Source organism: Cysteiniphilum marinum, from assembly GCF_014857925.1.
GTDB classification, from domain to species: Bacteria; Pseudomonadota; Gammaproteobacteria; order Francisellales; family Francisellaceae; genus Caedibacter; species Caedibacter marinus.
Genome location: NZ_JACYVZ010000044.1, coordinates 1 through 17,579, shown reverse-complemented (window position 1 = coordinate 17,579; position 17,579 = coordinate 1). Strand labels below are relative to the sequence as shown.

General features: G+C 37.4%; 28 protein-coding genes. 7 read left to right on the top strand and 21 right to left on the bottom strand.

The annotated features are described in order from the left end of the window. The 4 genes from IE867_RS13000 to IE867_RS12985 all read left to right on the top strand — a co-directional run. On the top strand, positions 1 to 186 hold a 186-nt coding region (locus tag IE867_RS13000), incomplete at its 5' end, for a LexA family protein (protein ID WP_275403216.1). 14 nt (positions 187 to 200) lie between these two features. Continuing rightward, complete coding sequence (locus IE867_RS12995; RefSeq protein ID WP_192485143.1) at positions 201 to 602, top strand: hypothetical protein; 402 nt, start codon at positions 201 to 203, stop codon at positions 600 to 602. A gap of 191 nt (positions 603 to 793) precedes the next feature. Next, the gene (locus IE867_RS12990; RefSeq protein ID WP_225630066.1) at positions 794 to 1,081 is read left to right on the top strand and encodes a hypothetical protein; all 288 of its coding nucleotides are present in this window, start codon (positions 794 to 796) and stop codon (positions 1,079 to 1,081) included. Positions 1,082 to 1,137: 56 nt separating this feature from the next. Further along, positions 1,138 to 1,359 carry a hypothetical protein gene (locus tag IE867_RS12985; RefSeq protein ID WP_192485142.1) on the top strand — a complete coding sequence of 74 codons (222 nt, stop codon included), beginning with the start codon at positions 1,138 to 1,140 and terminating at the stop codon, positions 1,357 to 1,359. 2 nt (positions 1,360 to 1,361) lie between these two features. Here the strand turns inward: IE867_RS12985 and IE867_RS12980 are convergent, their stop codons facing one another. Beyond that, positions 1,362 to 2,159 carry a DNA/RNA non-specific endonuclease gene (locus IE867_RS12980; protein WP_318779350.1) on the bottom strand — a complete coding sequence of 266 codons (798 nt, stop codon included), beginning with the start codon at positions 2,157 to 2,159 and terminating at the stop codon, positions 1,362 to 1,364. 198 nt (positions 2,160 to 2,357) lie between these two features. Here IE867_RS12980 and IE867_RS12975 point away from each other — a divergent pair, with 198 nt between their 5' ends. Beyond that, positions 2,358 to 3,308 carry an SPFH domain-containing protein gene (locus IE867_RS12975; protein WP_192485140.1) on the top strand — a complete coding sequence of 317 codons (951 nt, stop codon included), beginning with the start codon at positions 2,358 to 2,360 and terminating at the stop codon, positions 3,306 to 3,308. Positions 3,309 to 3,312: 4 nt separating this feature from the next. Beyond that, positions 3,313 to 3,747: an NfeD family protein gene (locus IE867_RS12970; RefSeq protein WP_192485139.1), complete on the top strand. Its 435-nt coding sequence runs from the start codon at positions 3,313 to 3,315 to the stop codon at positions 3,745 to 3,747. Positions 3,748 to 3,761: 14 nt separating this feature from the next. On the opposite strand, the gene IE867_RS12965 is transcribed toward IE867_RS12970, so the two are convergent. The 16 genes from IE867_RS12965 to IE867_RS12890 all read right to left on the bottom strand — a co-directional run bounded on the left by IE867_RS12965 (position 3,762) and on the right by IE867_RS12890 (position 15,196). Next, on the bottom strand, positions 3,762 to 4,061 hold the full coding sequence (locus IE867_RS12965) for an HU family DNA-binding protein (protein ID WP_192485138.1): 300 nt from the start codon (positions 4,059 to 4,061) through the stop codon (positions 3,762 to 3,764). A gap of 158 nt (positions 4,062 to 4,219) precedes the next feature. Then, entirely contained in the window at positions 4,220 to 6,976 is a 2,757-nt protein-coding gene (locus IE867_RS12960; protein WP_192485137.1) for a DUF6876 family protein, read from the bottom strand. A gap of 113 nt (positions 6,977 to 7,089) precedes the next feature. After that, positions 7,090 to 7,662, bottom strand: coding sequence for a hypothetical protein (locus IE867_RS12955; RefSeq protein WP_192485136.1), 573 nt, complete (start codon positions 7,660 to 7,662; stop codon positions 7,090 to 7,092). A gap of 10 nt (positions 7,663 to 7,672) precedes the next feature. After that, positions 7,673 to 8,716 (bottom strand): DUF6094 domain-containing protein, encoded by a 1,044-nt coding sequence (locus IE867_RS12950; protein ID WP_192485135.1) that lies wholly within the window; start codon positions 8,714 to 8,716, stop codon positions 7,673 to 7,675. Then, positions 8,713 to 9,396: a hypothetical protein gene (locus IE867_RS12945; RefSeq protein ID WP_192485134.1), complete on the bottom strand. Its 684-nt coding sequence runs from the start codon at positions 9,394 to 9,396 to the stop codon at positions 8,713 to 8,715. Before IE867_RS12945 ends, IE867_RS12950 begins: the two co-directional genes overlap by 4 nt. Positions 9,397 to 9,502: 106 nt before the next feature. Next, entirely contained in the window at positions 9,503 to 10,042 is a 540-nt protein-coding gene (locus tag IE867_RS12940; RefSeq protein WP_192485133.1) for a hypothetical protein, read from the bottom strand. 77 nt (positions 10,043 to 10,119) lie between these two features. Beyond that, complete coding sequence (locus tag IE867_RS12935) at positions 10,120 to 10,293, bottom strand: hypothetical protein (protein ID WP_192485132.1); 174 nt, start codon at positions 10,291 to 10,293, stop codon at positions 10,120 to 10,122. Positions 10,294 to 10,370: 77 nt separating this feature from the next. Beyond that, complete coding sequence (locus IE867_RS12930; protein WP_192485131.1) at positions 10,371 to 10,724, bottom strand: hypothetical protein; 354 nt, start codon at positions 10,722 to 10,724, stop codon at positions 10,371 to 10,373. A gap of 13 nt (positions 10,725 to 10,737) precedes the next feature. Then, positions 10,738 to 11,229, bottom strand: a complete 492-nt coding sequence (locus IE867_RS12925) for a hypothetical protein (RefSeq protein WP_192485130.1) — start codon at positions 11,227 to 11,229, stop codon at positions 10,738 to 10,740. Positions 11,230 to 11,300: 71 nt separating this feature from the next. Beyond that, entirely contained in the window at positions 11,301 to 12,029 is a 729-nt protein-coding gene (locus tag IE867_RS12920) for a DUF2786 domain-containing protein (RefSeq protein WP_192485129.1), read from the bottom strand. Positions 12,030 to 12,076: 47 nt separating this feature from the next. Continuing rightward, positions 12,077 to 12,574 carry a DUF1281 family ferredoxin-like fold protein gene (locus tag IE867_RS12915; RefSeq protein ID WP_192485128.1) on the bottom strand — a complete coding sequence of 166 codons (498 nt, stop codon included), beginning with the start codon at positions 12,572 to 12,574 and terminating at the stop codon, positions 12,077 to 12,079. Positions 12,575 to 12,697: 123 nt separating this feature from the next. Further along, on the bottom strand, positions 12,698 to 13,063 hold the full coding sequence (locus tag IE867_RS12910) for a hypothetical protein (protein ID WP_192485127.1): 366 nt from the start codon (positions 13,061 to 13,063) through the stop codon (positions 12,698 to 12,700). Between the two features lie 83 nt (positions 13,064 to 13,146). Continuing rightward, positions 13,147 to 14,223 (bottom strand): toprim domain-containing protein, encoded by a 1,077-nt coding sequence (locus tag IE867_RS12905; protein ID WP_192485126.1) that lies wholly within the window; start codon positions 14,221 to 14,223, stop codon positions 13,147 to 13,149. Positions 14,224 to 14,327: 104 nt separating this feature from the next. Next, on the bottom strand, positions 14,328 to 14,510 hold the full coding sequence (locus tag IE867_RS12900) for a hypothetical protein (protein ID WP_192485125.1): 183 nt from the start codon (positions 14,508 to 14,510) through the stop codon (positions 14,328 to 14,330). Further along, the gene (locus IE867_RS12895; RefSeq protein WP_192485124.1) at positions 14,504 to 14,683 is read right to left on the bottom strand and encodes a hypothetical protein; all 180 of its coding nucleotides are present in this window, start codon (positions 14,681 to 14,683) and stop codon (positions 14,504 to 14,506) included. Before IE867_RS12895 ends, IE867_RS12900 begins: the two co-directional genes overlap by 7 nt. Before the next feature lie 111 nt (positions 14,684 to 14,794). After that, a complete protein-coding gene (locus IE867_RS12890) occupies positions 14,795 to 15,196 on the bottom strand; it encodes a hypothetical protein (RefSeq protein ID WP_192485123.1) in 402 nt (133 codons plus the stop codon). Between the two features lie 227 nt (positions 15,197 to 15,423). On the opposite strand from IE867_RS12890, the gene tnpA reads away from it, so the two are divergent. Next, positions 15,424 to 15,861 carry an IS200/IS605 family transposase gene (tnpA, locus tag IE867_RS12885; protein ID WP_192485122.1) on the top strand — a complete coding sequence of 146 codons (438 nt, stop codon included), beginning with the start codon at positions 15,424 to 15,426 and terminating at the stop codon, positions 15,859 to 15,861. 63 nt (positions 15,862 to 15,924) lie between these two features. On the opposite strand, the gene IE867_RS12880 is transcribed toward tnpA, so the two are convergent. The 4 genes from IE867_RS12880 to IE867_RS12865 form a co-directional block, all read right to left on the bottom strand. Further along, positions 15,925 to 16,386: a hypothetical protein gene (locus IE867_RS12880; protein WP_192485121.1), complete on the bottom strand. Its 462-nt coding sequence runs from the start codon at positions 16,384 to 16,386 to the stop codon at positions 15,925 to 15,927. Between the two features lie 81 nt (positions 16,387 to 16,467). Beyond that, a complete protein-coding gene (locus IE867_RS12875; RefSeq protein ID WP_192485120.1) occupies positions 16,468 to 16,686 on the bottom strand; it encodes a hypothetical protein in 219 nt (72 codons plus the stop codon). A gap of 87 nt (positions 16,687 to 16,773) precedes the next feature. Next, entirely contained in the window at positions 16,774 to 17,187 is a 414-nt protein-coding gene (locus IE867_RS12870) for a hypothetical protein (RefSeq protein ID WP_192485119.1), read from the bottom strand. 133 nt (positions 17,188 to 17,320) lie between these two features. After that, the gene (locus IE867_RS12865; protein ID WP_192485118.1) at positions 17,321 to 17,488 is read right to left on the bottom strand and encodes a hypothetical protein; all 168 of its coding nucleotides are present in this window, start codon (positions 17,486 to 17,488) and stop codon (positions 17,321 to 17,323) included. Between the last annotated feature and the right edge of the window lie 91 nt (positions 17,489 to 17,579).

Genomic DNA, 17,579 nt, shown 5'->3' with positions numbered 1-17,579 from the left:
GGTCAGATCGTTGTTGCATTAGTGGATGAAAAAGAAGCGACTCTGAAAGAGTTCAGGATGCAAAATAGCACTTCAGTTGCTTTGATTCCACATAATGATGCGATGCAACCAATGGTTTATCCTGCCAACAGAGTGACCATACAAGGCGTTTATCTTGGGTTGCGACTTGATCGCAATTACATTTGATGTGTGGTGGTGCGATGTATATCAGGGATGAAGAAATACAAAAGGTTTATTTTCCTAACCCCAAAGCATTGCTCCCTGTGCTAAAAAGAGATGATAGCCTTGTTTATTTGCCGTGGGGCAGACGTGAAAAGCAAGCGGGTCAACTTCCATTAGGTGGTTGGGCGCAGTATGAAAGTTTAAAAAAAGGGATCTGGGATAAATATTTTCCTAGGCACGTAAAAATTATGGTCAATGAGTTTATGGAGCGTGACAAAGCCACTGGTCAAACAAGCTGGTTCAGTGTTACAAAAGGTAGTTACATTCACGGGATTATTGCTCATTTGCAGGATGAAACGCGTTTATATGTGGTAACGATTCCAGCGCATGATAAAGACATTCATGACAGATGGCCGAGGATTATTGTAAACACAAGATAGAAAGTAAAATCATAGAAAATCAAGCAATAAATTTGAGAAAAATTTAAAGGTTTCAAAGCCAGATAGTAGCGTGATATTTTTATCACAACTCCCCTCCCTTCCCTTGCTATATCTGGCTTTGAAGGCACATTTAGTGCTTTGAAAGTCACGTGCTAAGATAGTGTGGTGTTAAACGAAAAGTGGAGAAAGCAATGATGAACAGTCAGCGTATTTTGACATTTTTAAATGCTAATCCCAGTATATTTTACTGGCATATTAGTGAATTTGAAGCTATTGAGAATGATGTGCAGGCAAATGCCAGCAACAACCATCGATTAAAAATCATCTTTAAAATAGGTGAGGGCTTCCAGATAACACTTACACATAAAGGTAAATTCAGAACAAAGATGGTGAAGTGCATTAAAAAAGTGACGCCATTTGATTTACATGATGTCATTACCAATGTCTTAGCATTAATTCGTCAACCCAATGCTGTATGAGGTAATTGCTATGATGTATACAATAAATATTATGAAACTGCTGATAAGGAGGATTTATGCAGAACACTACTATCATCAACGCCGTCAAAAGCTTCGTGAACGGTTATACCAATGTATTTAAAAATAGGTTTGGCATGGAAGATAATCATAACTTCGAACAAGTGCTAGCTGGCACAGAAAAGAAAATGGAGGCGCAATTGATGCTAGACGCTGGTGTGCCTTTATCAATCATTGCCAAAACTCTGAATATGAAAATAAGTGATATTCTTGGAAGATAGGTTTAATGACGTTTTTTTCTGAAGTGCGTTGGCCACATGTTTGATACGGTATTAACCATCTGGTTTCGCTCACTTTCAGGTAGTTTTTCAAGTAATTTCAACCCCGATCTTTCCTGAACTTCTTTGAGTGATACACGATATTTGGCAATATCTTTTTTATTTACTCTGGCATTAGGCATAATGAATGCGATGACTTTAGCACCTTGTATTTTCTCTGGTGCATAGATGACTTTGAAAAAGTAATCAGGAACTGCAACTTTATTGTTACCAATGGTTTTGTGGACTTTTCCTTTTTTAAATACTGGACCTGTATAAACCCAGATAGATTTATACATATTTGCCCATAGTCTGACATCTTTTTCAAGTTGCGCCCAACCTTGTCGATTAAGACCACCTTTTTGAGGACTCATATTACTCATAAGAAATGATTGTGAAGCGCTTTTCTTATCGAAATCCATCGCTGCGTATGGTGCTAGATGACCTCGGTCATAACCGCTCTTCCTATAATCAGCTAGCTGAGATTGATGTTCTGCTGAAATAGCAGGGTCAGGTCTAAAGTTATCATTACGTTTAATTTTATGATCAACAGATTTGCCAGTGAGTTGATAAGCGACCCATACAGGCTGCTTTGTTGTGTAGCTATAACCGACAATATATCCATCACGACAAAGATATTGATCAACTTTTGATAACCCATTGAAACTATTGATGCTTGGATTGCCATACTGAAGAAAGTTATGACATTCTATCTTTGTAATCGGTGTGATGGATGATGCAGAAAAACATTGCTGTGAGAGTATACTGGTCAGAATAACAAATGTAGTGATGATTTTTTTGAGCAACTTTATAGTTCCATTAATAATACTAACTTCTAATCTATCATAATCACTATAAATATGCAGTTATGTATCTGGTTGATAGGAGTGGAATATGTATCAAGATCAAAGATTAGAGTTTATACTGTGACAAATAGTCATTATAAATAAAGAGATTCTCTGATGAGCATTACCACATTAATCCCAATTATTATCATTGTTCTTGCAGTGGTCATTGTTGGCTTTTCAGTCAAAGTTGTACCGCAGGCATCTGAATATATTGTTGAACGATTTGGGCGTTATCAGAAAACATTAAATCCTGGACTTAATATTATCGTACCATTTATCGATATTATCAGAAGCCGTGTTAGCATGAAAGAGACGGTGTTAAATGTAAACAAACAAGAAATCATCAGTAAGGATAACGCAAGCGTACAAGTTGATGGGATCGCCTTTTTCCAAGTAATTGATGCTAAAAAGGCAACTTATGTTGTCAATAACTTGCACTTGGCATTAGAAAATTTAATCATGACAAATATTCGTACTGTAATGGGCAGCATTGCATTAGATGAGATGCTTTCTAATCGTGAGCTAATGAATGCCAAGTTATTATCCGTCTTGGATGAAGCAACTGACCCATGGGGTGTTAAAATTGTTCGTGTTGAGATTAAAGATATCACACCACCCAAGGATTTGCTTGAAGCCATGGCAAAGCAAATGAAGGCCGAGCGTGAGAAAAGGGCGACTATCCTGACTGCGGAAGGGGTTAGACAATCTGAGATTTTAAAAGCAGAAGGCGAGAAGCAATCGCAAATATTAGCAGCAGAAGCTCAAAAAGCCAAGCAGGCACTGGAAGCTGAAGGCTACAAAGAGGCACAATTCAGAGAAGCTGAGGCAAGAGAAAGAACCGCTCAGGCAGAGGCGGTGGCAACAGAAACTGTTTCTAAAGCAATTGAGCAGGGTGATGTGAAGGCAATACAATATTTTGTCGCACAAAAATATATTGAAGCAGTTGCTCAACTGGCTGCATCAGATAACTCAAAAACCATAATGATGCCACTGGAGGCCTCGAATATCATTGGCTCTGTTGGCGGAATCAGTGAATTGTTAAAATCAATGAATATCAAGAGTTAATCTTATGATGGAATACTGGTACTGGTTAATACTGGCAGGTGCGTTACTTATTATAGAAGTGATGACAATGACTACTTTCTTTTTGTTTTTTGCCATTGGATCTGCGCTTATGGGTGCAATCACCTATTTTGCACCCAATATGCACACCAATCTGGAATTGGCGCTAACAGGAATATTGGCAATTATTGCTATGATAGCAGGGTATTACACGTTTAGATCAAGACGCAACGCGCATAGTGATGTCGATAATATCAATAATCGCATGATCAAAAATATAGGTCTACAGGTGAGGTTATTAAAGGATGTTGAAAACGGTGTTTCAAAAGCCAAGATAGGTGATACGCAATGGCGTGTGTTAATTGACCATGGGAATAAAGGTGATTTAGTTGAGATTGTCGATTTCAAATCAACCAGTTTTATAGTGAAAAAAGTAGAGTAGTAGAAATATATTGATTACTGAACTGCATCTTTAAGTTTTTTACCTGCACTGAATTTAACAGTTTTGGATGCTTTGATTTTAATTTTTTCACCTGTTTGTGGATTTCTGCCATCACGCGCAGCTCTATGACCAATACTGAATGAGCCATAACCAACAAAGTTAACACTGTCGCCATTTGCCAATACTTTTTCAAGTGATGCAAGAACAGCGTCAAGTGCTTTTGCTGAATCTGTTTTATTTAAGCCGGAACTATCGGCCACCAAAGAAACAAACTCATCTTTTTTATATGCTTTAGGTTCTGATTTTTTGCTCATGTAAATGACTCCATATTAAATTAAACCATTATCAACTTAGTGTTAAAGTGACATAAATGCAATCTGTATTACTGTTTTAAGCTGTCTTTTTAGCTAAAAAGTAAACTAAAGTGCAAAAAAAAGCCCATCATACTTGCGTAGAATGGGCTTAAGAAAGGTTAGTACTCAGTAGGCAGCATCATGACAAATGTTGCTTTTTGATCTTTAGGATCATCATCTGTTGCCAGATATAAACAAATGTCTTCCTCTGCGGTGAGATCAACCCAGTTATAAGTGGATTGATACAGAATACGATTATTTCCATCATCAATCGTCAAAACAGAGCGACCTGTTTTTTGAGAGAATTTCACTGAATAAAAATAATCATTTTTCTTTTTACGTGCCTCAGACAGGAAAATTGCTGCATCCTGAATTAACCAGAAGCAGTTTAATTTTTCTGCCAGATCTTTTACGCCTGGCGTGATAATCGTGTTATTAAAAATTCGATAACGAACATTATCACCCATATGACAGCGTAACTGTATCTTGACATCTTTGTTATAGATATTATTAGAATTTGAGCAGGATTCATCTTCAGATTGTATCATCTGTGCTTCAGACTCCTGACTCATATCTTCTTTGTTGATCAACTTTCTCGCGATAGCCGTTTCCATGTTATCCGCATCTTGATTAAGTGCTTCTAAACCACAGTTGGGCATCTCACCAGATGTTGACTGTGTGACCTTGATTTTCTTTGCCATTAGCTCTAGACAGGATTGTTGTGCAGTGCCCTTGTAACAGATGAAAAAGATCTCAACTGGAACGGTTTGCCCAATACGCCATGATCGACGCATTGCCTGCATAGCTGTATAGACGTTATAACCCACCTGCATAAAGACGATGCTTGGAAAATCCAACAGGTCAAGACCTGTCTCGACCAGCTTAGGATTGGTAATAAGCACATCTATACCTCGATCAACCTTATCCATCACCCAGTCTTCACGCTTTTGCGTGCTGACAGATGAGTTGAGGATTTCAGCTTTAATACCTTCACGCGTTAAAAATTCTTTTAAGCGTTGGCGGGTATCTCGTTTATCGGTTAATGTGCTGTAGACTAGAACACGTCTGTTTTGTGATTTCTGCTTTACGCATAAATCAATCAGAGCCTGCTCTTTAACAGATGGTTCATCACCTATCAAAGCATCAGCTTCGGCAATGATATTACCTGTTCTTGGATGGCAGACGGTCATAGGCATAAATGCGCTATCACTGTATGACATTAATGCGCTTAACACTGTACCAAGAAGCGTTCGATCTCCCTTGGCTAATGCTTGCTCCATCTCACTTTTGAGTTTTGATGAAAGATCTGCATACGTATCGTTTAACTCATCTTCCATATCAAGCATGATGGGATCATGCTCAGTATATGGAACCAGTGCATCTGCATCGATATCTTCAAGCCTGACAAAGACCGTATAAGGCAGAAGATAACGAGCAACACCCTTAACTGAAAAGCCAGGCGCGGGTGTTGCGCTGACGTTTCTATTTCTACCGCGAGCAGTTTTGAAATTTTCAGCTTCCTTTTCGCTATAGCTGAATTTCAAGATGCCATAGGTTTCAAGAAAGCTTTGAACAGAACTGCTCAGTGACCCATGATCACTGTAGCAGTAACCATCATTATTCATCACAGATGGCATTGATCGATGCAACAGGTAAAATAGATCACTTGCATAGCCACCCATTAATGTGCCGGTTAGTAATAATACTTTCTGGCACTGAGAGGCAACAACACCCATTGCTTGACCCTGTGCACTTCCTCCGTTCTTATATTCGTGGGCTTCGTCACACATTAAAAGCCCAAAATAGTTGCGAGGAAAGTAGCGTTTGATAAACTCGCTGACCTGAAAATTGACGTTGCTTAAAGCAAATTCGTTTTTCATAATTGCCTTTTCAAGTCGTCTAGCCTCTTTGTCATTAAAAACAAATTCACCTTGCTCATCGATCAGATTAATCATTTGATAAAGATTATCTTCCAGTGAGTTTAATAGTAGATCTTCACCAAAAGAATTCAACAGATTAGTTGCTTTAACTTTGCCAATGGTTGGTAACTGACAGAGTGCTTTACGCAGTTTATCATAATTTGATTCTTCAGCATTTTTTTCAATGCCGTATTGCCATAACTTGCTGTTGCAGTGGTAACAGGTATGCTGTTTTTGTGGTAAATCCCGTATATCATGATAATAACTATCACCATTTTTCACCGGTTCACCACAATCGCCACAACACAGCACGTCGGAATCAAGTGACTCATTTGTGCTTTGCTCAACAACAGCCAGCTTACGTCTAGCAAATGCATGTTGCCAGTTACCACCCATGCGTAATCGCACACGACCTACTATGAAAAAAGCAGGGCGATGACGACCATAACGCTTAAGATGTTCACGGATTTTATTTAAAGTACGAATGGAGCCTGAGCCATTAAGAATAATTACATCGACATCATCAATGGTATTCTCAATTTCCCGTTTCCACTTATACACTAGGTGTGGCGGACAAAGGATTAAAGTTCGTTTAAACCCTTGATGGTGCATTAAATTTGCAATGCAAATGCCCATCATTGTTTTGCCTGTGCCCATCTCCCCATTTAAAATGCCCATCCGCTTTTTACTGTCTATAAAAAGCTTCATCAATGCCTGAACTGCATTTTTCTGAGCTTCAAAAGGTGTGCGTTTTAATTGTGACATTAACTCATGATAATAAGGGTTGTTATCACCGCTATCTTTATATAATGGTGTCACCTGAGCTTTCACCTGTTCAACCAATGAAGATTTAAACTCGTTTAAAAAGCTTGCCAGTGATATTTTTTGTAACCCTTGATCGGTATCATTAGAAACATCAACTGTATTATCTATATTGTCTACGTTTAGATTTTCCATATATTTATTCCTCTGGTTTATTTTTTTATTTTTCTATTTTGAACTTAAACCTAGAGGGAACAATCCCTAAAGGAATTGCTTCCTCTAGGGATTAAAAAGATGAAAAACTATCGTTATGCTGGGATAACTAGCTGCTCTGTTTTTAGCATTTCTACAACAATAGGGTTAAGTGCTAGTATATCCAACGTAATGGTGTAGCTTTTAAGTTTTGTTCTGTCTGAAGATGAAAACACCTGATTTTGCATGATCTTTCCTTCTTCAAACAAATGTGTGATCAGTTGCATCTTCCATTCATCAAGTAATGGCGTAACTGTCATGGCCTTTATACGCTGCCATAACAAGTCATGCGTACTTTCACCTTCACGTATTAACACATGCGCATTAATTGCACCTTCACTGAAATGAACATCACGCTCATACATTTGGCAATGAATAAAGTGCGCAAATGTAGGGTTATTGATTTTCATTTTCTTACAGTGAAGTCGTTTCCTGTCAGGAAAATCAACATGGAATAATGTGCTATGACCATAGCAACGTATGCGTTTAAGGTTATTATTTTCAATCGCTGCCAGTATGCGAGCGACAGAGCTTTCACCGCCATAAATGGAAGCAAAGATAAGCTCATGATGCTCGTTAATGACTGCGCAATCCATAAAAACCTGTGCGTATTCTTCGATTTCAAACATAACAGCTCCTTTAACTGATTTGATATAACTGACCAAAGTTATCACTACCATGGGTAACATCGATGCCAATAATCATCGGTACAAACTTTTCAGTCTGTTGATATTTACTGGTATCCCCATTGACGGTAACGGTTGCTTCAGGCAGTTTTTTCTTAACGGTTCCCTTAACGATCATGCGTCGGTTTTCAGACTCAACCAGACCTGAAATCATGCCTGATATGATTGCCTGAGCCGTATGCCAGTCGGAAAGGGGCATTAAAGGATTAGGATAAGTGTTTTCAATTTCAGTAAAATCGCGCTTAAAACTATCCCACAGTGTGGAGACACCTCTAGCGCTGATTACATCACTGACACTTCCAACAGTTAAGTTTGTACTGTTCAGAATGAACGGTTTATTGATCGAAGGAATGCTATAAAGATCTGGAGGTGATTGATAGTAATGATTATCTTCAATCGCCTTGACCATTTCTCTTGCACGCTCATTGATATTATTGGCCTGTGACATTTTAATTTTTCGACCAATAATGATCACCTGTTTGAATGCCTGCTCTGGCGAAAGACCATAGCTAACATCATCACAATGCGAACAAAGATATTGTGCTAGCTTATAATCTAATGTCTGAACAGGTATGACGAGTACTAATAATCCATTAAGCATCAACGAATGAATATACTTTTTAATAAAAGCATATTCCAAACGCTCACTGATAGATGATTGCCCATACGGTGGATTCAAAAAGAGCACGGATGCATTGGCACGGGAGTATTTCACCTGGTTTAACGCATCGGCATGAATACAATGATCAATAACAGCTTGTGACTTTTGGAATCGCTCCTCATCTAACTCAACGCCAAAGGTCTTTCCATAATGGCAAAGTTCGCGTTTGAGCTTTTGTAAAGCAATCCCTTCTCCACAGCATGGATCAAAAATCACTGTATTTGGATCATCATTGTGTTCAATAGCGCCTATAATCGTGTTGAGCGTATACCCATCAGTAGGATAGTAGCCCATCTTTTCAAAGTTATGAGAAATAGCCGGATGAATAAGACTCATGCGTTATCTCCCTTATTATTAAGGTGCCATTCTTGGGTTCCAATTTGAAACTGTGCACCTTTTGACTTTAAAAAGTCGATGATTTCACGTTGTTTTTCACGATTCAGTGAGGCATCTATTTTGTAAGGGCTACTCAAGAGCTGATAAGACTTCCCAAAAAGTGCTAATTCTTGAGGGATCACATCATCAGCAGGATTATCCCTTAACTGCTCATTTGATAAAGATTCATCAGTAGTGTCATAATCACTACACTCATTAGATTGAAGCGTAGCAAGTTGATCTGTTGATTCATCCTCTAAGCTTTGCAATGAAGGCTCCTCAGTCACTGTGATTGATTTAGGTGCATCCTCATTCTCATGTTCCTTTTTTTCTGGTTGCTTTTCAGTTATCACTGGTTGATTATCTAATTTGGTCTCTTTAGCTGATGATGAGGCTGATTTCTCGGCTTTATCATTAGAGTCAAACTTTTTAAGATAAACAGCGGTGATTTTAGCTTCCATAATTGGAATCTGAATAACTGACTGGTAGCCATCAACGCTGACTGGTTTTTCAATCTGTGATGGTTTGATATGCTCAACGTCAAAAACACCAGTAATTTCCTGATCACCTTTGCGTGATACAAAAAATTGTCCGATTTCAGTTGTTAAAATATTGCTTTTAAGTGTACCTTTTAATAACATAGTTTTTATCCTTTTGGGTTAGTTATTCAATTAACCTAAATCAGATAAAATACTCCCATGCCTCGGGAGTATTTCATCCCGAATCAGGGTTTGCTATTCATGCGGTTTACATGATTTTTAGTGATGACTTCATATAGTTGTGTTTCTCAGGGTTGTTTATTCCTCTTTCAACGGGATTAAACATCATATCGCTCTGAATATCAGTGCTATAACAGTAGCAAAATGCTACTCCCTGTGATGCTAGTCCATTTAAGAAAATAAGACCATCACCATTAAACATCTGACTAAATTGATTAAATCTTGCATAAAGCTCATCAGGCGTTAGCGCTACTTTGTAGATGATATGATAAGTGCTTTGATAATCTGTTAGGGATCTAACATTAATTCTCACGTAAATTAAAGGCTCATCTTCAAATTCAACAGAATCTTTAATAAACTCAAGATATTCACGATCACCAACACTATATTCTTCGACAAGCAGAGCTTTGCCGTTATCTCTGAGATGCTCAATGAAATCTTTTTGATTACTCTCAGGGTGTTGAGTCAGATAATTGCTGAGGCCATCATTATAAAAAGCCTCACCGTTTGGGATATCATACTCAACACGTTCATACTCTTTGTAGGCAACATCGAATTTAACAATCATTTTATTTATTGCTCCTTTGTTTATGTGACAACAGGGGCAATATTCCATCAGGAGCACTGCCCCTGATGGGTGGTTGATTAAAAGTCTTCTAAACTCAATTTATCGTCAATGGCATCCTCAATTAAGCACAATTTATTTAAAAGATCATGCTTATGTTTAGGATTATTTGACTTGATAAACTCAGCCTCTATTTTTTGATACTCTTCTTCTAAATCATCAATGGAAAAATAATCTTCATAGTGATTTTTCATTCTGTTCTCCTTGAGTTTGAATTGAGCAGATTGGCTTTGCTGCGCTTTATTCTTTCATAATGTGCCATAATTCTTTCTTAATCTTTCGTATCAAAAGCAAGGATCAATTTGGCGCAGTTTAATAAAACGGTAGCGCGTCCATTATCAGAAGCGTATCGACTTATTTTGTTTTTGCTTTTACCCATAAATCGCTTCATGTGTAAACGGCTAAATGCAAACATATACATCGTGGCTTTAAAGTTCCCATAGCGATATCTGTAATAGAGGATGTTTACATAACCACATATTTTAATCGTTTGGTTTATAGACGCTTTCAATAAGGATAAAATAATCCATAGCAAAAATACGGCTATAAAAACGACAACTAGAAAAATTAAAATCAATCCTGAAATTGAAATAATATTCTGAGCCATACTACTAGTGATTAACATGATACAACTCCTATTAGCTATGCATGTCAATGAACACAATATAGCTTGATTCTGGATCGCCATCACAACGAAAATCGGTGATGCCAAATTCATCATACTGATATTCAAAGTAATTTTGCATACTCTTGATTTCATATGGCTTGTGTTTAAATTTAAAAGCCTCATGCATATGTCGAGCATATTTCTCAAGCTTGTAATAGTCCAATTCAGTCAACTGGGAATCACCTGATTTGAATTGTAGTGCTATATCCAAGTAAGGCACGGATTGAATGTCTGAATTGATCGCTTCTTCAATTGATTTAATGGAGTTATATGTTGACTCCACTATATTATTAAAGCGGCTGTCGTCATCAGCAAAAAAGACACTCTGGTCATGAACAGACATAGCTGCAAAAACTGAACGCCAATTATTTTCATTTCCCCAATCCAGAATCTCAGATTCAATTGAACAAATGGCATCTTCATGGCTATCAGCGTTTGTAACGATAAAATGTAAATTATGCATGATATTCCTCTCTCGTTAGTTATTAGCAGAGAGGATACCCAGGGAGTATACTCCCTGCTGGGTTTGTTAATTTAGTTGTAAGTTATGCCATGAATTTGATCCTGACGATTGACAGCATTATTTATCTGCAACTTATCAGCATCAGATCGCCCAGCACTTAAACCAGATTGATCATAACGCGCCTGACTTCTGTGGTTTTTGATTCGAACATTATTTTCTTTGCAGAAAAATGCCTGAGCCTCAGAAATTCGAGATTGATGATCAACGCAGATCACCTGATTATGACTATTGGTATCTGTAAAGAATTGATTACGTGACGCCTGCATACGTTGAAAAAGATTATTGATAAACCCCATGCGATAAGATTTTACTAGCGTGGTTGCATTTCTTATCTTATTTTTTGGAAGTGAACTTTTATATTTTTCAACGCTTTTTTCAAGCTCACGTGATAGAAACACAGTCAGATAGATAGCGTTTTCAACATCGCGCTGCCTACCTGCAATCTGTATTTTTGCCTTAGTGCCAAGCTCAGAACGACCATTGCTAGAAACAACTAGGCAGCCAGAGAGATTACCCATAGTGGCATATAGTGAGCTATACCATGCCGGTATTCTCATGTAGTTAGTTTCAATTGTTTTACTAATCATTTTCTGACCATAAACTTCTTCTTTGGTCAAATTATGTTTATTCATGAGTGACATTGCCTGTTTAAGTGCAATGTTCGCTTCATTTTCATTATCAGACATTGATAGCTCAAGTAATTTCTTGATCTTATCTTTATGTTTATCATTGTATTGCATTTTATTTTCCTTAAAGCATTTATAAATAACCGATTTAGCACAACTAACTAAGCAAGCTTATTCAGTATGTCTGGTGCTACTTCATAATCTTCTGCGATGTTTTGAGCATTATAACCAAAAACATCTACAAGAAGCCTGAAATATTCCAGTGTGTTAGGCTCAATGGAAATATCGTGAACGATTTTATCCTGATAAAAATAAATGCCTGCAATGCCCATTCCATCCTCAAAGTAATAAAGTTTAACATTGATTGTAGGATAAGCGTTGATTAAGGTTTTAATAAATGCAACAGGTGGTGTCCATGCAGTATCAAAACCAATAGATACATCATTGTCTGATGCTCGATTGATGTCTAAATCTGCTAAATGAACATTCCATTTGGTCCCCCAGTTTTCTCTCGTCCATTCCTGATCATTTACAATATCATTCGGAAGAGGGCACAAAAAATCAAACAGGCAGTTATGCTTATGTATCTCACACAACAGGCTATCGAGGGATTTTTTATCTGCATTGAGGATGAGTTTATTGTTACACCAGTTTGGCATGACTTGTCTCCTTGAATTTAAAGGGGCAAGCCGACCACAAAGGAGACCTGCCCCTTTGGGTTTGATATAGAAGTTATGGCAGCGGCTTACGCAGTGACCATAGCTTTTGTTTTGAATAAAATATTAATGTAAGAATTGAAAGTAACCGATGATTGCAGCTCCCACTGTAATAATGGTACCAACAATCCAGCGTTTATGAGAACGCATTTCTTTAATTTCATCATCAAAACGCTTTTCTGAAATTTCCATACGTTTATCAAATTCACGTCTCATTTCAAGGATAGTTTCTTTTGCTTCACTGCGAAGCTCAGTAATCGTATCTTTTGCAACACTGTTTAACATTTCTATTATCTCCTGTTCTGTACATAACTGATCATGCTCTGTGTTTGAAAGTATCTTCACAAGCGTCTCTGCCTGGTTACGTTCAAAATCACTCTCAATTAATGCATCTACGATTTCCAGTTTAGCATAATTTAACTTTACGGTCATTAGTGCTCCTTTATTTACGTTAATGAAAACAAGGAGCAAACCCATACAGGAATTGCTCCCTGTATGGGTGATAAAGTGAAAGCTTATGCAGCTTTAAGTATGGATATTAATTTATCCCACATCGCTTTGCAGCGCTCAGGATAATCATTCCAGTCACCAATTTCTTTTGGAGCCAAAATGACGGCTTCAATACCCATTGCTTTTGCTCTTTCTTTTAGTTGCTTGGCACTGTGAATGCCAACGTTAATTATTTCACCATCTTTAGTTTGCTTATCACCATCATTGTCAGCCCAGATAATGAGTTTCTGAGTATTAGATGGGATATCAAACCTAGCTAAGTTGCCAGCAGTAAGGCAGCAGGCCATATCAACGTAAAGTGGTGCTTGAGATAAAACCGCATGGCCATTCTCAAAACCTTCACTAACATGGATAACGCCTGGCATCTGATTGAACTTTGCTTTCATCCAGAGTGCGCTACCACTGTGCCAGCCTTCCTTAGGCGATGGCATCATTTTTTTAGGATTATCACATTCGGCTTTATTAAAGTCATCATCTAGAAAAACACGCTGAACATTGCGTATTTTATTATCTAGATTACGCATAATGCCAATGATGGCATTATTGGTATGCTTAACATCATTTTCATAATGTTCAGCATCTTTAATAAATCGGATGTTTTGATAATAGCAGTTGGCCAGTGGCTTTAATCCTCTATTGATGAAGTATTGCCTTGCATCATTAAGGTATTCACTGCTTTTTACCAGATCAATGATATCGTTAATTGCTTTATGAAAATGTTTGCGCTCAATATAGACCTGTTTTCTTTTCTGGGCTTGCTGACGCATTTTCATTTTTTCAAGCTCTTCTGGAGTGGGTTCTAATCCACCCATATATTCAATCAGCATTTTAACCACTTCTGAGCAAGAACGTCCGGTAATAAATACCAGAGTGCTTATCCCATCGTGATTACAACCACAGGTATTACAGAAAGTTATTCCACGCTCTGCATACTTACCTTTTTTGCCGTAAAATGCCTTTCCTGATTTGCCACCATGCTGTGGACAGTGAGTTGGATTGCCATCAAATCCCGTTAAAGATTCAATAACTGTATCCCACTGACCATAACAGTACTGTTTAATTTGTTGGATTGGATCGCTCATATCTGACTCCTTTATTAAATGTTGATCAAAAAACAAAAGAGAGAATGAACAACCCCCTCTTTAAGGAGGTGATTGAACACTCTCCTTTTAAGAGATTCGTTCAGCTAAATATCAATACATTGCCGTTTTAAATATCTTGTAAACGGAATGATATTACTGATATTGTCTGCTGACATTATTGATTGCTTAGTGGTATTGGGGTTTTTAAGCGTTCTGATTCGATCATCAGAAATCACCCAAAGCGCCTTCAATGCCAGTGCTTTATTCTCAGTTTGATGCTTTAACATGCCATAGCTCCTTTGAATGTTGGGTTAAAGAAAAACTCAATGCTGCGAATCAGATTGCGCACGGCGCAATTATCAAGAGTATCCATTTGATGTAGATGCTCTTTGATGCGTTCAGTATTTTCTTTCGCCTTCAAAAGAGGGTATGGCATACATACATGTTGATTTATATTCATTGCTTTTCTCCGGTTTGTTAAACAAAAGGAGATAGCAATACCCATAAGAGGATTACTATCCCCTTATGGGTTATCACGACTTAGTGATAAATGTGATTTTATATTAATTATTTATACTCCAGAGCACATTTCTCCAGCTAACATCTCAGGGCAGTCCCATGTTCCACATGCGCTACAGATGTCTGGTTGGTTGGCTATGGTCATTCTATGGAAATAATCAGATTGACTGATTATGCCTTTTTCATATAGTTCATGAAGATAGTCATCATCCCACAGCGTTGTGGTTTTCATCTCTAGAAGTTTTTGGCGTAAATCATCCAAATAAAACTTTGGATCCTTTATGGCCAATTGGTCAATTAATGATGAATTATGAGACGGTCTTCTTTTACTAATTGCTTTATCAATATATCCAACAATGTTAATTGGCTTAAGTGTGCTAATTAACTGCTGTTGCAAATAGATGTGTGCCATATTTGAGTGTGAGTAAGGGGCCATTAGCTTTGGCGTATGCACGCCAGCGCGTTGTGCCTTTTTAATTATTTTCCTTGCTTCATACTCTGAAGGAAACAAGCCAAAATAATTATTAAAAACTACTACCCAGTCATCAGTGTCATTAACTCTCTGATAGGTAAGCCACTGGTTTGACCAGTGAGACTTTTAAGGCTTGGCCTTTAGATTTAGTGTAGGATGCTGTCATAATAATCCTGTGGGCTTGGCGGTCACACAGGAGAAGTACAATTATGACAGCATCAGCTTATGAAAGTCTAAACCATTCGAGATGGGACTGCAAATATCATGTGGTATTTGTGCCAAAATACAGGAAGAAAGTGCTTTACGGCAAGATTCGCAATTACCTTGGGCCACTATTCCATGAATTGTCAAATCAAAGAGGTTGTAAAATACTGGAAGGGCATATGGTTCAAGATCATGTACACATGCTAATAAAAATACCACCAAAATACTCAGTTGCGGAAGTGATTGGGTATATCAAGGGTAAAAGTGCTATTGCAGTTGCGCGTCAATTTGGAGGAAAGCAGCGTAATTTCAATGGTGAGCGATTTTGGGCAAGAGGCTATGCTGTTTCGACAGTAGGCTTTGAAGAGGTTCAGATACGTGAGTACATTAGGAACCAAGAGCAAATTGACGGGCGAGGTTCAGAAGAACCTGGTAAGTTTTAATTCTTGGAATAACGTTTAATCTGGCAGCCCTTGGGGCTGCTAAAAACCGCCAAGCCTCCCGTTCTACGGGAGCGGTATGACTAATGCATACTCATCAATACGTCTATCTTTATAAGCAGGATATATACCGCCATATTCATTGAATTTAGCTGAATGAAGATCATAATCTTGGATACGACGACATATCCAGTTTCTTCCACGAGAAGTATCACTATAACCTAATTGCTGTTCTAACTCATGCACTTGCTCTTGAATGTAAGAGTGAGTGAATTTCGGATATAACCAATCTATTTTTGCTTTAGTATTTTCATGTTTAATAACATCACCATGTATCACAAGACACTTATGAATAAGGTTTGTTATTTGTATACAACTTAACTCGTTATAATCATTGTTCTTTATGAATAATTCAGCTTGCTCCATTGCTTCATTAATGGAGCATGTTGTCACTTTAAAATCATTTCTGCTTTCATTATGCTCGTGAGCATTAAAGATGCCAGATATTTTAAATGTAAATTTATTCATTATTTTCTCCTTGAGAATGATTTATTCGCTGGGAGAAGAACAATACCTTTGATGGGATCTTGTTAATCTCCCATACTGGGTTTATTTGATTATATTGAATTTCTTAATAATGCATTTGTATCGCACTTCATTAAATTTTCGGACAATTGATACTGGTTTTAACTCCATATCAGTGACTCCAATATTGAAAATGCCAACCTTTTGCAGCTCCTGATCTACAAGAGCATAAAGTTGTTCATTACCAATTTGTGCAATGCTAAAAGCATCAATCTCAATATGTAAATTTTTAGGCAATTTCATGATCTACTCCAATAACTTTGAATGCAGAAGAAAATAAATTGCCTACACAGGAGGTAAAATATTTCTCCTGTGTTGAGGATTTATAAGTTAACTATAAAGGCAATCATCTGACTGTTCAGACTCAGCATGATTATTGTCAGCCTTATTTTGTTTAGGCTTATTATAATTGCTTGAGTTACTTTTATAGTTACTATTTTTTGATTGTTCTGGTTTATCTTTCATAGAGCCACGTGCTGTAGAAAATATTTCTTCAATTTGTGTTTCTACGAGAGACATTTTTTCAAACATCTCATGTGCAGTTAAACCTTGAGCCTGAATCGTTACAAGTTGATTTTTAATACTTTTCAATCCTGCTTCGATTTTAAGTTTTTTCACTAATGAGCTAATTTGCTTCAAAGGCGCATATTGCTCGCTTTTCTGAAGTGTTTCGCCTATCGGGTGACTTAAAACGACATCAAGCTTTTCTAACATCAAGTTTATGCTTTGTTTTTTATTACTCATCTTTATATCTCCTAATTGAATGTATGAGAGAAAAAGATGCCACAAAGGGAATCTTTTCCCCTTGTGGGTTTGAATGAATGCCATATGATGATAACGTATCTGCAATTATCATCTTAAGGCATTTGAACTTTGACTAAAACTGGCTTAGATAATCATTATCTTCAGATTCAGTTATTGTCACATTGTTATTATGGTCAACGATGCCATTGGCATGTTGAGCGGTCGTAATATTCATTTCCTCGATAGAGCATTGATCTCCATTATCTATTGAACGACAATTATCTTTGCCGGTCGGCGACATTTATCTTTGCCGGTTTTGAGTAAATGAAATATGGTAACCAGCATAGTTAAATATCATTCACAAGATAACAAAAATTATGTCAGGCAAACAT

Excerpts from the sequence above, each read along its gene's own strand:
- IE867_RS12995 (WP_192485143.1), top strand. The coding sequence starts at position 201 with ATGTATATCAGGGATGAAGAAATACAAAAGGTTTATTTTCCTAACCCC.
- IE867_RS12990 (WP_225630066.1), top strand. The coding sequence starts at position 794 with ATGATGAACAGTCAGCGTATTTTGACATTTTTAAATGCTAATCCCAGT.
- IE867_RS12985 (WP_192485142.1), top strand. The coding sequence starts at position 1,138 with ATGCAGAACACTACTATCATCAACGCCGTCAAAAGCTTCGTGAACGGT.
- IE867_RS12975 (WP_192485140.1), top strand. The coding sequence starts at position 2,358 with ATGAGCATTACCACATTAATCCCAATTATTATCATTGTTCTTGCAGTG.
- IE867_RS12970 (WP_192485139.1), top strand. The coding sequence starts at position 3,313 with ATGATGGAATACTGGTACTGGTTAATACTGGCAGGTGCGTTACTTATT.
- IE867_RS12965 (WP_192485138.1), bottom strand. The coding sequence starts at position 4,061 with ATGAGCAAAAAATCAGAACCTAAAGCATATAAAAAAGATGAGTTTGTT.
- IE867_RS12960 (WP_192485137.1), bottom strand. The coding sequence starts at position 6,976 with ATGGAAAATCTAAACGTAGACAATATAGATAATACAGTTGATGTTTCT.
- IE867_RS12955 (WP_192485136.1), bottom strand. The coding sequence starts at position 7,662 with ATGTTTGAAATCGAAGAATACGCACAGGTTTTTATGGATTGCGCAGTC.
- IE867_RS12950 (WP_192485135.1), bottom strand. The coding sequence starts at position 8,716 with ATGAGTCTTATTCATCCGGCTATTTCTCATAACTTTGAAAAGATGGGC.
- IE867_RS12945 (WP_192485134.1), bottom strand. The coding sequence starts at position 9,396 with ATGTTATTAAAAGGTACACTTAAAAGCAATATTTTAACAACTGAAATC.
- IE867_RS12940 (WP_192485133.1), bottom strand. The coding sequence starts at position 10,042 with ATGATTGTTAAATTCGATGTTGCCTACAAAGAGTATGAACGTGTTGAG.
- IE867_RS12935 (WP_192485132.1), bottom strand. The coding sequence starts at position 10,293 with ATGAAAAATCACTATGAAGATTATTTTTCCATTGATGATTTAGAAGAA.
- IE867_RS12930 (WP_192485131.1), bottom strand. The coding sequence starts at position 10,724 with ATGTTAATCACTAGTAGTATGGCTCAGAATATTATTTCAATTTCAGGA.
- IE867_RS12925 (WP_192485130.1), bottom strand. The coding sequence starts at position 11,229 with ATGCATAATTTACATTTTATCGTTACAAACGCTGATAGCCATGAAGAT.
- IE867_RS12920 (WP_192485129.1), bottom strand. The coding sequence starts at position 12,029 with ATGCAATACAATGATAAACATAAAGATAAGATCAAGAAATTACTTGAG.
- IE867_RS12915 (WP_192485128.1), bottom strand. The coding sequence starts at position 12,574 with ATGCCAAACTGGTGTAACAATAAACTCATCCTCAATGCAGATAAAAAA.
- IE867_RS12910 (WP_192485127.1), bottom strand. The coding sequence starts at position 13,063 with ATGACCGTAAAGTTAAATTATGCTAAACTGGAAATCGTAGATGCATTA.
- IE867_RS12905 (WP_192485126.1), bottom strand. The coding sequence starts at position 14,223 with ATGAGCGATCCAATCCAACAAATTAAACAGTACTGTTATGGTCAGTGG.
- IE867_RS12900 (WP_192485125.1), bottom strand. The coding sequence starts at position 14,510 with ATGTTAAAGCATCAAACTGAGAATAAAGCACTGGCATTGAAGGCGCTT.
- IE867_RS12895 (WP_192485124.1), bottom strand. The coding sequence starts at position 14,683 with ATGAATATAAATCAACATGTATGTATGCCATACCCTCTTTTGAAGGCG.
- tnpA (WP_192485122.1), top strand. The coding sequence starts at position 15,424 with ATGACAGCATCAGCTTATGAAAGTCTAAACCATTCGAGATGGGACTGC.
- IE867_RS12880 (WP_192485121.1), bottom strand. The coding sequence starts at position 16,386 with ATGAATAAATTTACATTTAAAATATCTGGCATCTTTAATGCTCACGAG.
- IE867_RS12875 (WP_192485120.1), bottom strand. The coding sequence starts at position 16,686 with ATGAAATTGCCTAAAAATTTACATATTGAGATTGATGCTTTTAGCATT.
- IE867_RS12870 (WP_192485119.1), bottom strand. The coding sequence starts at position 17,187 with ATGAGTAATAAAAAACAAAGCATAAACTTGATGTTAGAAAAGCTTGAT.
- IE867_RS12865 (WP_192485118.1), bottom strand. The coding sequence starts at position 17,488 with ATGTCGCCGACCGGCAAAGATAATTGTCGTTCAATAGATAATGGAGAT.